Raw genomic sequence first — 12,782 nt, forward strand, 5'->3', positions numbered from 1 at the left:
CCCTGTGTGGTGATTCCCCCGGTGGGTACGGAGATCTCAAGTTGGAACAGAATTCCAGAACGTGTCCCGCGGCGCCAACTTCCCGACCTTCGAAGTGTGTTGAAGACGACGTCGGGGTGGCTGAAACGGAACCCGTGCCGGCGCGGAGGCCGGGAGGTGCTCGGGGAGGTCAGCTCACGGACACGCGCCCACCGTCCGCGGTGGCGACGTGCAAGGCCCCTCGGTGCAGATCGAGACCGCAGGCCTCGGTCGGAGCTCCCACCCGGACGAGTGGGCCCGCGCCCTCGAACGCGGCGGTGCGGAGGCGGAAGGCTACCGGCTCTTCGAAGCCGGCCGTGCGAAGTCGCCAGCGCCCGGGCAGGGTCTCGTCGGGGCGGGGCGGCAGGGCGAGCTGGAGCTGCGCGGCAGTCGGGCGTTCCGTCCCGTAGGAGGTGTGCGCGGCCGTCCAGGAGGCCATGACGAGCACCGCCTGCGAAGGCGTACGCCCCTGGACGGATGAGCCGTCCGCCGGGGAGGGCGGCGTCCGGTCGGCGATCCGCGGCGTCTCGACGAGGCCCGTTCGGCCCGCCTCCGCCCTGAGGACACGGGCGAACCCGCCGGCGAGCCGTGGGCCGCCCTGGACGGCCCACCGTCGGATCACGTCGCGGAAGGCCGCCTCCCGGCGACGTGCGCCGGTCTGCGCCCCGGCGGCGACGATCGCCGCGCCCGCCCCCGAGAACGCCCGGCACAGCAGGAGCACGGGGACGCGATCCGCGCGCTCGGGGTAGCGCACCGAGCGGAGTTCCAGCATGGCGTGGCGCAGAAGCAGGGCGGCGGCGTGCGCGTCGGGCCCCAGATCTCCGCCGGGCGCCCGACGCGGACGCGCCTGCCGGCCGGTGCGCGGCGGGGTGACCGCGTCCGCGCGCCGCCCCGCGGCCGACAGGTGCCAGGAGCGGTCGTCCGGGCGGCACTCGCCACCGGCCGCGCGGAGCCTGCCGCCACCGCCCAGGGATATCGCGATCCCCCGCGATCCGGCGTCCAGGATCACTCCGCCCACGCCGGGGGAGACGAAGTCGGCGTCCGTGACGCCGTCCAGCCACACGTCCAGCACGGCGGCAGGCGGCACGGGCGCTTCGACGGCGAACCTGCGGTCGGCGACCACCCGTAGGAAGGCGGTCAGTCGACCGCCGGCACGCTCCACCCGCACGTGGCGCACGGTCGCCGTCGTCAGGTCGTAGTCGGCGGCCAACTCGTCCGCCTTCTCGCGCGTGAGCCGGTCCTGCGGTGCCATGACGTGCCCGAGGTAGTCACGGCCCGGCGCGCAGGGCCCGGCCGGCGCCGGCGGCAGGAGCGCTCCGAGGTCGTATCCGGCGACGGCCGCCTGCTCGGTCATCCATGCGCGCCGCCGCTCACCGAGACCGGCCATCCACTCCAGTACGGTCGACGCCCGGCGCTCCCGTTCGCCGGCGCTCGGCGCGCTCACGGCCCAGAAGAGCGGGAACAGGTTGTTGTCCCATACGTCCGCCGCCTCGCGGATCGCCTCCCGGTCGAAGACACGAACGTCCGCCGCGGCCTCGGCCATCCGTTCCATCGAGCGGTCGAGCAGCACCGCCAGCGCGGAGACGGCCGATCCGCCCGACACACCGGTGGAGAGTCCGGGCGAGCCCGGCACCCCGGACGGACCCCACCCCACGCCACTCCGCTTCACTCCACCCACCCCTTTAGTGAACATGATTTTCATTCTGTTAAGGTCTGGAACCTCACCACCGCACCTTGAGGATCCCCCCATGCCCCACCGCTCCCGCAACCCGCGCCGAACCCGTCGCAGCGTCACCGCCCTCCTCTCCGCCGCCACGGCCTCGGCCCTCCTGAGCGGCTGTTTCGCAAGCGGCGGCGGCGAGGCCGGCGGTGGGCCCGGGGGCGACGGCGGGCCCGGGGACGACGGCGGGCGCATACGGGTGGCGATGATGCAGCCGCCGCGTTCGGGACTCTCCCCGCTCTCCGACGACGCCTTCAAGCTGTCGCGATGGTCCACCGCGGAGACCCTGGTCCGCCTGGACCCCGCCGGCGACGCCCTCCCCTCCCTCGCGACGGGCTGGCGACAGCAGGGCAGGACCTGGACGTTCACCCTGCGCGAGGGCGTGACCTTCCACGACGGCAGCCCGCTCACCTCCTCGGACGTCGTCCGCTCCCTGTCCGCCGCCGCGACGGCCTCACCGAAGCCGCGGATCCTCGACGGCGTCGACCTCACCGTCCGGGCGGACGGCCCCCGTTCGGTGACCGTGACCACCACCCGTGCCGATCCCCTCGTACCGCAGCGGCTCAGCTCTCCCCAGCTGTCGATCCTGGCCGCCAGGGCGTACCGGGGCAGGGGCGTGAACCCCGTGGGCGCCGGCACCGGACCGTTCGTGCTCGTGCGTGCCGACGGCACCTCGTCGGCGACCCTCGACCGGTACGACCGCTACTGGGGCGGCCGGGCCAAGGCCCCGGGCATCGACGTGCGCTACGTCCCCGACGGGACCGCCCGGGCCGCGGCGCTGCGCAGCGGAGAGGCGGACATCGTCGAGGCGGTGCCGGTCTCGCAGGCCGGCCTGCTGGACCCGGCCCTCGTCACCGAGGTGCCGATGCCCCGGACCAACACCCTGTACCTGAACACCGAGCGCGGCGCCTTCCGCGATCCGGCGCTGCGGGCCGCCGCCCGTGAGGCCGTCGACGCCCGGAGCCTCGTCGCGGGTGTGTACGAGGGCCGGGCGGACCGCGCCGAAGGACTGCTGGGACCGGCGCTCCCCTGGGCGGCGAAGCTGCGTACCCCGCCGCGGCGCGCCGCGGCCGGGGACCCGAAGGGCGCCACGATCACCATCGGCACGTTCTCGGACCGGGCCGAGCTGCCCGAGGTCGCCCAGCTGCTCCAACAGCAGCTGCGCGAAGCGGGGTTCGAGGTCGAGCTGGACGTGCGGGAGTACGCGCACATCGAAGCCGACGCCCTGGCGGGGAAGTTCGACGCCTTCGTCCTGTCACGGGCCACCGTGCTCGACTCCGGTGATCCGGCGGCGTACCTGTACAGCGACTTCGCGGGCGACGGTTCCTTCAACATCTCCCAGCTCTCCGATGCCGCCGTCGACTCCGCGCTCTCCGTCGCCGCCGCGACGGGGACCGGCGAGGCCCGGCGGAAGGCGGTCGTCACGGCCGAGGCCGCCGTGCTCGCCACCGACGCGGCCGTGCCGCTGCTGCACGAACGGGTCATCCAGGGCGACGCCGAGAACGTGGTGGGCGCCGCACACGACCCCCGCGAGCGCGAGCTCGTCACCGTCGACACGTACGTGCGGTGAAGGCGCCTTCCCCCGCGGCCGTGCGGGCGGTCACCGCGCGGCTCGTCGCCCTGGCCGCCGTCATGACCGCGGTCGGACTGCTGCCCTGGCTCTCCGGCAGGGATCCGGCGCTCGCCCTGCTGCGTGCCCGCTCCGCCGAGCAGGCACCGACGCCCGAGGCGCTCGCCGCCATCCGTGCCGACCTCGGCCTGGACGCGGGCCCCACGGGGCTTCTCGGCGGCTGGCTGAACGGACTCCTCCACGGCGACCTGGGGGTGTCGTGGGTGTCGGGCACCGACGTGTCGGCGACGGTCCTGTCCGGGCTCGGGGTGTCGCTGACGCTCATGGGGGCGGCCCTGGCCGTCGCCCTCACGGTGGGGGCGCTGCTCGCCGCGCCCGCGCTCCTGCGGGGGCGGGCCACCGGCGGGACGCCGGCCGCGGTGCTCGCGGCGATTCCCGAGTTCCTGCTCGCCCTGGTCCTCCTGCTCACGGTCGGCGTAGGGCTGGGGTGGCTGCCCACGTCCGGCTGGGCGGGGCCGGCCCATCTGGTGCTGCCGGCCGTGGCGCTCGGCGTCCCGGCCGGCGCGCTTCTCGGCCGGTTGGTCGCCGAGGCGCTGCCGGCCGTGCTCGAAGAGCGGTGGGTGGAGTCGTGGCGCGGGGCGGGCATCGGCCGGTGGCGGATCACCGGTGCGGCGGTGCGGCGCGCGATGCCCGCGCTCGCCGCCCAGTTCGGCATGGTGGCCGTCGGTCTGACCGGCGGAGCGGTGGCCGTGGAGACGGTGTTCGCCGTACCCGGCATCGGGCGTACGGCGCTGGGCGCGGCGACGTCGCAGGACCTGCCGCTGCTCCAGGGGTGCGTTCTCGCGCTGCTCGGGCTCGGCCTGCTCGCGGGGGCCTCGGCCTCGCTGGTCCGGCGCCGTCTGCTCGGGCTCGCCCTGCGGGAGGCCGGGCTCGCGCTTCCCGTGCCGCGTCCCCGTCGGATCACGCTCGCCGTGCCGGTCGTGCTGGCGGTCGTTCTGGCGGGCGTGGTCGGGTGGGGGCTGCTGCGCGATCCGTACGCGGTGGACGTGGCGGCCCGGCTCGCCGGGCCGTCCCGCTCGCATCCGCTCGGAGCGGACGCGCTCGGCCGGGACGTGCTCGCCCGCCTGGGGCACGGCGCGGCGGCGACGGTGGGCACCGCCGCCGCCGTGACGGCGGCCGGCTGGCTGATCGCGCTCGCGCTCGGTTTCGTCCCGGGAGCGGCGGCCGGATTCTCGGACGTCGCCAACGCGCTGCCGCCGGTCCTCACCGGGATGCTGGTCGCGGCGGTCACCGGTCCGGGAGCCGGGACGGCCGCGCTGGCCGTGACGCTGACGTCCTGGCCGCCGCTGGCCGCCCACGCCGCCGCCCTGGTCCAGGAGATACGGGCCTCCCGGTTCCTGACGGCACAACGGGCCATCGGCGCCGGGCCCCTCTGGGTGTGGACGCGGCACGTCCTGCCGTCGGTGGCCGGTCCCGTCGCCCGGCACGCCGTGCTGCGCCTGCCCGGCGTCGCGCTCGCCCTGGCGTCGCTCGGCTTCCTGGGGCTCGGCGCCCGCCCCCCGTCGCCCGAGTGGGGACTGCTGCTCGACGAGTCGGCCGACTACGTCGAGCGGGCACCGGTCCCCGCCCTCGCCCCTGCTGTGGCCCTCGCGCTGCTCGCCGCGCTCGCGGTCTGCCTGTCGTCCCTCGGCACCGCCCGCCGCCCCGGCCCGCGCGCCCCCGGCTCCACGCTCGCTTCGAAGAAAGCCCGCCCTCGTGTCCTTCTCTCCGCCCGTCCCTCCGCCCGTCCCTCCACCCGCGTCTCCGCCCGACCCCCGGCCCGTCTCTCTTCCCCGCCCTCTTCCCCGCCCTCCGTCTGAATCCCCGGCTCCGCTGCTCCGGGTGGACGGTCTGCGGATCGCCTTCCCCGACGGTGAGGCCGTCCGCGGAGTCTCCTTCGATCTGGCCGTCGGCGAAGTGTTCGCCCTGGTCGGCGAGTCCGGGGCGGGCAAGTCCCTCACCGCGCGGGCACTGCTGGGGATGGCCCCGCGCGAGGTCACCGTGCGGGGTCGGGTGCTGCTGGACGGCAGCCCGGTCGCTCCGGCCGACCTCGGCCGCCGCGTCGCGTGGATCCCCCAGGACGCGATGTCGGCCCTCTCGCCGGTCCACCGCGTCGAGGACCAACTCTCGCTCTCTATACGGTCGGTGACCCACTCGGCACGCCGCGAGGCTCTGTCGGCGGCCCGCGCCGCGCTCGCCGCGGTCGGACTCGGACCGGAGGCCGCGGGCGCGTATCCGCACGCCCTGTCGGGCGGGATGCGGCAGCGTGCCGTGATCGCGATGGCCCTGGTGAACGGGCCGGCGCTGGTCGTGGCCGACGAGCCGACCACCGCGCTCGATCCCGAGCGCCAGGAACACGTGCTGACGCTGCTCCGCGCACGCTGCGCGGCCACCGGGGCCACTCTGCTGCTCGTCAGCCACGACCTGACGGCGGTACGACGGCACGCGGACCGCGCGGCCGTGATGTACGCCGGAAGGATCGCCGAACTCGGCTCGGCGGAGCAGATACTGGAACGCCCGGTCACCCCGTACACACGGGGCCTGCTCGCCTCCCTCCCACGAACCGGGCTTCCCCGCCGGGCGCGCCTCCCCGTCCTCGCCGGGGCCCCTCCCGTGCCGGGAGCGGGCGGTGCGGGGTGCGGTTTCGCGCCCCGCTGCCCGGGCGCGGACGACCTCTGCCGACGCGAGGAGCCGACGCTCCGCTCGGTGGACGACCGCGCCGTGGCCTGCCACCACCCCTCCGAGGAGGCGACCGCGTGAACCCTCTCCTGGACGTGCGTGACCTCGTCGTACGGTACGGAACGCGAAAAGTCGTGAACGGGGTGTCCTTCACGGTCGGGCGCGGGGAAGCGGTCGGGCTGGTCGGCCCGTCGGGCTGCGGCAAGTCCACGACCGCGCTGGCGGTGCTGCGACTGCTCCGGCCGGCCGCCGGCGCGGTGCACCTCGCCGGGATCGACGTCACCGACCTCCCGGAGCGCGAACTCCGCCGCCTGCGGCCCCGGTTCCAGCCGGTCTTCCAGGATCCCCACGGGGCTCTCAGCCCGCGCCGCCGGGTCCGCGACCAGATCGCGGAACCCCTGCGCGTCCACGGCTTGTGGTCCCGAGCGGAAGGACCGGACCGCGTGGACGAACTGATGGAGCTCGTCGGGCTCTCGCCCGCCCAAGGACTGCGGTTCCCGGACGAGTTGTCCGGAGGCCAGTGCCAGCGCGTCGTCATCGCCCGCGCACTGGCCACACGCCCCGAACTGCTCGTCCTCGACGAGCCGACCTCGGCCCTCGATCCCTCGCTGCGCGCGGGAGTCCTCAACCTGCTGATGGACCTTCAGGACACCCTGGGCGTCGGCCTTCTGCTCATCTCCCACGACCACACGGCGGTCCGCCACGTCAGCGACCGCGTCCTGACCATGCGCGACGGCAGGCTCACCCCGTGACTCCGCTCGGACATCTCCTGATCGGCAGTCAATTCGCCTTCAACACGGGATTCTTCGCCGTGCTCCCGTACCTCGCCGAACACCTCACGGGAACGCTCGGCCTGAGCGGGGCCGTGGTCGGGCTCGTCCTCGGGCTGCGGACCTTCAGTCAGCAGGGGCTCTTCGTGGTCGGAGGTCTGCTCACCGACCGGTACGGGCCGCGCCCCGTGGTCCTCGTCGGCTGTGCGCTGCGCGTCGCCGGATTCTGCTGGCTCGCGGCGGCGACGAGCGTCGGGACGGTCATCGGAGCCGTCACCCTCGTCGGCTTCGCCGCCGCGCTGTTCTCGCCGGCGGTCGAGTCCGAGATCACCCGCGAGGCGCTGCGCATCGAGCACGCGGGAGGCCCCCGCCGCACGCGGACCCTCGCCCGGTTCGCGGCCGGCGGACAAGCCGGCGCCCTGATCGGCCCGGCCGCCGGATCCCTCCTCCTCGCCTGGGGCGGCGACACCGCGTTCCGCTCGGCGTGCTTCACGGGAGCGGCCGTCTTCGTACTCGTCCTCGCGGCCCACACTCTGCTGATGCCACGGAAGGACGGGAACGAGTCGGGGACTCCGCCCGGTGGCGGGGGCGTGAAGCCGACGGTACGGCTCGTCCTGGGCAACCGTCGCTTCCTCCGGCTCACCGTCGCGTACGCGGCCTACCTCCTGGCCTACAACCAGCTCTACCTGGCGCTGCCGGCCGAACTCGAACGTTCCACCGGCTCCCAAGCCGCGCTGGGCTGGCTGTTCACGCTCTCCGCCACGCTGGTCGTGTGCGCGTCCGGACCGGTGGAGAAGCTGGCCGCCACGCGCCTGGACCACCCCGGCGCGGCGCGGACCGGCCTGCTCGTCATCGCCGGGTCCTTCGCGGCGGCAGCGCTCCTACGGCACCTGGAAGGCATCTGGGCCGCCCTGGCGTTCACCGTGCTGCTCACCCTCGGGCAGATCCTGTTCCTGCCCGCCACCCGGGCCATGCTCCCCGACCTCGTGGACCACCGGCACCTCGGGCTGTTCACCGGAGCCCTGTCCTCCCTGTCCGCCCTCGCCGTACTCGCCGCCGGCGCCCCCATCGGCGCCCTCCTCGGCCTCGGCGGCTCTCTGCCGTGGCTGATCCTGGGCGCCCTCCCCCTCCTCACCCTCACCACCGTCCCGACCACGGCCCCAAGAGAACGCGGCCGGTCGACGGCGACACCCGGCCGCCGCGGGCCATAGGCCTCGGTGTTGTCGATCGCCCGGGAACCCTCGATATCGTGATCGCGATCCACCATCGACCAACACCACGGCGACGGAGTCCTCGCACGTGAGAACCACGCGTCATGGTGCCTGGGATGCACAGAGAGGTGCCCATCGGATGAGTGAAGAGGAGATCCGGGCAAGGGAGGAAGCGCTCCGCAGGGCGTTCGTCGGTGCCTCACGAGTCTCGTGCGGTTTCGTGGACCTCGAGGCGGCCCGCCTGACCTATCAGAATGCGGGTTTCACCGTCACCGAAGAACTCATGGAGTTCCTCCGGGCGTACGGCGAGACGACGGTGTTCTGGCCGTCGCACGTCACCGGGGACGAATCGTCCCTGACGATCTCGGTCGAGGAGGTCGCCCAGGCCACCCCGCCGTGGGTGCGCTCCTTCGAAAAGCGCCTCGGCATGTCCGCCCTGCCGCTGGGCATCGCCCTCTCGACCGAGGAGATGGTTCTCCTCGCGGAGAACGGTGACATCATCCTCGGCGGTGACGCAGGGGTTCAGCGAGTGGCGCACGGCTTCGAGGAAGCCATGCGAGCTCTGATCACAGGCGACTGGGACATGACGTTCTTCTGAGGAATTGCCCGGTCGATCATGCCGCGCCTCCGACTGTCGCGCGCGGAGATTGCGACAGACGACACCATGGGCGCGCCGAACGGAAGCGGTAACGGTAGCGCTCGCAGAGCGGATCAGGGGCACCGAAGCCCCGCCACCCGCTTCCCCCGCCGCCATGGCGTCGGCGTCGCCGAACACGAGCAAGGTAGGCGCGGTGACGGCGGGGATCTCGGCGCTCCAGCCGCAGTCCCGGTGCTTCAGCTCGGCCGTCTTGCCGACCAGCACGAGCCAGTCCTGAGGCCGGGGCGCGAGCCGGGCGGAGTGCCCGTAGACCGGGGACCGCTTCGTCGCGACATGATGTGGCGGTGCAGTACTTCGAAGAGAACCCCGAGATATTCGCCGCCCTGGTGGCCGCCATCGCCATCGTCGGCGGGCTTCTCGGAAGTGTCATCGGGGCGAAGATCCAGGCGAACGGAGGCCGGGACCAGGCAGCGGCGGCACGCGAGGCTGCACGGATCGCTGCCGAGGCCCAGCGGGTGGCGGCCCTGTGGGCAGCGAGGCAGCTCCAGATCGCCCAGTTCATCCAGTCCGCTCGTGACGTGGTGGACGTCTGCAACCGCTCCTACGAAGAGGGCGACGACGGACGTCTGATCCTCCATCTACGTGACGCCACACAGGCAATGCGCCTGAAGGCACACGAGGTCGAACTCGTCGCACCACAAAGATTCGTCGATGCCGCCCAACAGGTTCTACTGTCCGTCGACCGCTACTCGTCCGAAGCCTCCGTGCACGGGGAAACGGGTCATACTCACCTGCTGATCACTCGGCTTCTCTCCAGCAACGACGCAGACGTCGCTCGCACTGCCCGCCTTGCCGAACACGCCGTACTTCACGGGGGCCTGGAGGGAATGGGTCATGAAGAGCGTTTGCAGGCGATCGCAGCCGTGCCCGGCGTTTCCGAGAGACAAGCACGTGCCCTGCTGCGAGACGCCGAGAACCCTCCCCGCTGGAACGCGCGGCTCAACAGCGGACGGCACGACTTCGAGGAGAAGCTGAGGGAAGCGGTGCGTGCCGGGCGCGCCGTGCTGAAGTCCGAGGACGACGTCGTTCCGGCGCTGCCGCCGCAGCGCCGCCGATGGTGGCGAGTGGGGTAGTTCCCGTTCTGGGCCGGCGAGCGGCGCAGCAGAGGTCGGCTGGACACCGATGGCGTTCGTCGGCAGTCCCCGGGCCGCCTCGGGGACTGCCGAGCCGAAGCGTCAGCGGAGGCGGCGGGCACGCAGCACGACGTCGTGGGTGTGGTGGGCGCCGGCGCCGCCCTCGGGGAGCACGCGGGGGCGCTCTTCGTCGACCTCGACCCGCCAGTCGTCGCCGAGGAGGGCGGCGACCATCGAGGGCCGGACGTAGTCGGCGGGGTCGAAGGCGCCGTCCTGGCCGGCGTGGTGTTCGTCCATGCCCGCGTGGTGGACGAGCAGCAGGACGCCGCCGGGCGCGACGGCGTCGAGCAGGGCGCGCTCGGCCGTCGCGCCCGGGGTACGGAGCAGCGCCGGGTACTGCGCGGAGACCAGGTCGAAGGAGGCGGGCGGGAGCGCTGCCTCGGTCAGGCCGGCGTGCACCCAGCGCACGCCGACGCCGGCCTCCCGCGCGTGGGCGGCGGCCCGGTCCAGCGCCACGCCCGAGACCTCCACGGCGGTGACGTCCCAGCCGGAGCGGGCGAGCCAGATGGCATCCGCCCCCTCGCCGCAGCCGACGTCGAGCACGCGCCCGGGCGGGAGGTCGGCGACCCCCGCGACGAGCGCCCCGTTGGGCTGTCCGCTCCAGAGCTGCGGGCGCTCGGAGTAGCGGCTGTCCCACTCGTCGCGCACGGCGGGGTCGCCTGCGTAGCCATCGGCGAAGGAGGAGCGGTCGGAGGAGAGGACTTCTGCTGCGGTGTCGTCGGCCATGACCCCACCGTGACCCAGCGCCTCCTCACCGGGCCAGCCCTGTTGCCGAATCGGCAAAGGCGAGGAGGGGTCTTCGTACGGGCCTGGGCCCGGCCGATCGCTGATCGGGCGACACTCCGCCCTCGTCCGGCTCGGCTTTCATTCGGCTGCCAGGACGTCCACACCGAGCGCCGCGAGTCGTCCCACCGTCGGGTCCCCGGGGTCCGCGTCGGTGATCAGTCCGCTGATCGACTCCCACGGCAGGACGCGGTACGGCGAGGCCGTGCCGATCTTCTCGGAGGAGGCGAGGACGTACGTGTCCGCGGCCCGTGCGGACAGGGCGCGTTTCATCGCCGCCTCGTCGGCGTCCGCGGTGGTCAGTCCCGCCTCGGGGTGAACGCCCGTGACGCCGAGCAGGCAGAGTTCGGCGGAGACGTTCTGCGCCGCCTCGACGGCGGCGGCGCCGCAGGTGACCGCCGAGTGCTTGAAGACGCGGCCGCCGATCAGGAAGAGCTCCGCGTGCGGATGGTCGATCAGGGCCGTGGCGATCGTCGGGCTGTGGGTGATCACCGTGCAGGCGAGGTCCCTCGGGAGGGCGCGTGCCACGGCGAGGGCGGTCGTTCCGCCGTCGAGGATCACCGAGCCGCCCGGCCGTACGAGCCCCGCCGCCACCGAGGCGACCTTCCGCTTGCCGTCGGAGGCCAGCGCCTGCCGGGCGTCGTAGTCCGCCACGGCGGGGGACACCGGCAGCGCGCCGCCGTAGACCCGCTGGCACAGTCCCTCGGCGGCGAGGTCCCGCAGGTCGCGCCGCACGGTGTCCTCCGAGATGCGGAGGCCGGTGGCGACGTCCTTGGCCACGATCTTCCCGGTGCGGGCGAGCAGTTCGAGCAGGTGCTCGCGCCGTTCAGCAGCCAGCATGCACGTTCCTTCCCGTTCTTGCATGATTCTGCATGTATCTTAGCGGGCATGAACGACGAGCCGACGCCCCTCCTGATCGCCGACCCGTTCCGATCCGGCCCCGCCGATCCCCCCGCTGATCCCCCTGCCGGCCGCGCCGGTGCCGGCATGACCGGCCGCTCGGGGGTCGACACTCCCGATCACCGCGGACGCACCGGCCTCCACCTGGCCGGACGCGAGCTCGACCGCAACCCCGACGTCCGGATCCGCGACGTCGAACTCACCTCCCAGGGCTGGCACGTCCTGCGCCGCACCACCTTCGACTACCGCCGCCGCGACGGCCGGTGGGAGACCCAGCAGCGGGAGACGTACGACCGCGGCAACGGCGCCGTCGTCCTGCCCTACGACGCCGAACGCGGCTGCGTCCTGCTGACCCGCCAGTTCCGCTACCCGGCCTATGTCAACGAGCACCCCGACGGCATGCTCATCGAGGCGGCGGCGGGACTCCTCGACGCGGACGACCCGCACACGGCGATCCGCCGCGAGAGCGCCGAGGAACTCGGTGTCGCCCTCGGCCCGCTCACCCCCGTGCTCGACGCCTACATGAGCCCCGGCTCGGTCACCGAACGCCTGCACTTCTTCGCCGCGCCCTACACTCCGGCCGACCGAACCGGCGCCGGCGGAGGGCTGGAGGAGGACGGCGAGGACATCGAGGTCCTCGAACTGCCCTTCACCGACGCCCTCGCCATGGCCCACGACGGACGCATCACCGACGGCAAGACCATCCTGCTCCTGCAATGGGCGGCCTTGTACGGCCCCTTCTCCCCTCAGCAGAAGAGCCTGGCGCGGGAGCGCGTGGAACCGTGAATCGCGCCCCCGCGCCAGGACCGGCCTCGTCGTCGGTAGCGGCCCGCACGAGGAGCGGGCCGCTGCCCGCCTAGGCCTCGGTGCGGCTCTGCAGGCCGCTGCCGCGCGGCAGGGTGACGGACATGATGTCGCTGGGGCCGTCCAGCGCGATGCGATGCCAGCGCCCGCGCGGGACGATGACCGCCGTCCCGGCCGCCAGCCCGACCTCCTCCTCCTTCTCCCCCGGCCGCTCCGGGCGGAAGCAGAGACGGATCGCGCCGGTGAGGCAGGACACGAGTTCGTCCGCCTCGGTGTGGATCTCCCAGTGGTCGCCGTGGACGTCGGCGTCGGTCTCCACGTGGAAGGTCATCAACTGCCAGCCGTCCCGCTCGGAGTCGAACACGGGTGGAGCGGCGCTCACCTGACCACTCCGGTCCAGGTGAATGAACGAGGAGAAGAGATCGATCGGTGCAGCGGTCATGTCGAGCCGTCCAATCTGCGAAGTGCGTCGAGTGGGTTGCGGAGCACGCCGACCG

12 protein-coding genes are annotated in these 12,782 nt (G+C 73.5%); 8 read left to right on the forward strand and 4 right to left on the reverse strand.

Annotated features, from left to right (window positions below; all coding sequences use genetic code 11):
• Positions 1-169: 169 nt before the first annotated feature.
• Positions 170-1,672, reverse strand: a complete 1,503-nt coding sequence (locus tag AB0E19_RS00740; RefSeq protein ID WP_362170950.1) for a hypothetical protein — start codon at positions 1,670-1,672, stop codon at positions 170-172.
• Between the two features lie 94 nt (positions 1,673-1,766).
• On the opposite strand from AB0E19_RS00740, the gene AB0E19_RS00745 reads away from it, so the two are divergent.
• The 7 genes from AB0E19_RS00745 (at position 1,767) to AB0E19_RS00775 (ending at position 9,738) form a co-directional block, all read left to right on the forward strand.
• The gene (locus AB0E19_RS00745; RefSeq protein ID WP_362170953.1) at positions 1,767-3,308 is read left to right on the forward strand and encodes an ABC transporter substrate-binding protein; all 1,542 of its coding nucleotides are present in this window, start codon (positions 1,767-1,769) and stop codon (positions 3,306-3,308) included.
• Between the two features lie 62 nt (positions 3,309-3,370).
• Positions 3,371-5,167, forward strand: coding sequence for an ABC transporter permease subunit (locus AB0E19_RS00750; protein WP_362172269.1), 1,797 nt, complete (start codon positions 3,371-3,373; stop codon positions 5,165-5,167).
• Positions 5,168-5,189: 22 nt separating this feature from the next.
• Complete coding sequence (locus AB0E19_RS00755) at positions 5,190-6,107, forward strand: ABC transporter ATP-binding protein (RefSeq protein ID WP_362170956.1); 918 nt, start codon at positions 5,190-5,192, stop codon at positions 6,105-6,107.
• Positions 6,104-6,778: a dipeptide/oligopeptide/nickel ABC transporter ATP-binding protein gene (locus tag AB0E19_RS00760; protein ID WP_362170959.1), complete on the forward strand. Its 675-nt coding sequence runs from the start codon at positions 6,104-6,106 to the stop codon at positions 6,776-6,778. Before AB0E19_RS00755 ends, AB0E19_RS00760 begins: the two co-directional genes overlap by 4 nt.
• Positions 6,775-8,007 carry an MFS transporter gene (locus tag AB0E19_RS00765; RefSeq protein ID WP_362170962.1) on the forward strand — a complete coding sequence of 411 codons (1,233 nt, stop codon included), beginning with the start codon at positions 6,775-6,777 and terminating at the stop codon, positions 8,005-8,007. Before AB0E19_RS00760 ends, AB0E19_RS00765 begins: the two co-directional genes overlap by 4 nt.
• Before the next feature lie 139 nt (positions 8,008-8,146).
• The gene (locus AB0E19_RS00770; RefSeq protein WP_362170965.1) at positions 8,147-8,605 is read left to right on the forward strand and encodes an SUKH-3 domain-containing protein; all 459 of its coding nucleotides are present in this window, start codon (positions 8,147-8,149) and stop codon (positions 8,603-8,605) included.
• Between the two features lie 344 nt (positions 8,606-8,949).
• Positions 8,950-9,738 carry a hypothetical protein gene (locus AB0E19_RS00775; protein WP_362170968.1) on the forward strand — a complete coding sequence of 263 codons (789 nt, stop codon included), beginning with the start codon at positions 8,950-8,952 and terminating at the stop codon, positions 9,736-9,738.
• 102 nt (positions 9,739-9,840) lie between these two features.
• Here AB0E19_RS00775 and AB0E19_RS00780 read toward each other — a convergent pair whose 3' ends face one another.
• On the reverse strand, positions 9,841-10,524 hold the full coding sequence (locus AB0E19_RS00780) for a methyltransferase domain-containing protein (RefSeq protein ID WP_362170971.1): 684 nt from the start codon (positions 10,522-10,524) through the stop codon (positions 9,841-9,843).
• Positions 10,525-10,662: 138 nt separating this feature from the next.
• Complete coding sequence (locus tag AB0E19_RS00785) at positions 10,663-11,421, reverse strand: DeoR/GlpR family DNA-binding transcription regulator (protein ID WP_362170974.1); 759 nt, start codon at positions 11,419-11,421, stop codon at positions 10,663-10,665.
• Positions 11,422-11,568: 147 nt separating this feature from the next.
• Here AB0E19_RS00785 and AB0E19_RS00790 point away from each other — a divergent pair, with 147 nt between their 5' ends.
• Positions 11,569-12,267 carry an NUDIX domain-containing protein gene (locus tag AB0E19_RS00790; protein WP_362172272.1) on the forward strand — a complete coding sequence of 233 codons (699 nt, stop codon included), beginning with the start codon at positions 11,569-11,571 and terminating at the stop codon, positions 12,265-12,267.
• 70 nt (positions 12,268-12,337) lie between these two features.
• Here AB0E19_RS00790 and AB0E19_RS00795 read toward each other — a convergent pair whose 3' ends face one another.
• Positions 12,338-12,727, reverse strand: coding sequence for a cupin (locus AB0E19_RS00795; protein ID WP_362170977.1), 390 nt, complete (start codon positions 12,725-12,727; stop codon positions 12,338-12,340).
• Positions 12,728-12,782: the final 55 nt, after the last annotated feature.

The organism is Streptomyces sp. NPDC047974 (genome assembly GCF_040653375.1).
Classification (GTDB): Bacteria; Actinomycetota; Actinomycetes; order Streptomycetales; family Streptomycetaceae; genus Streptomyces.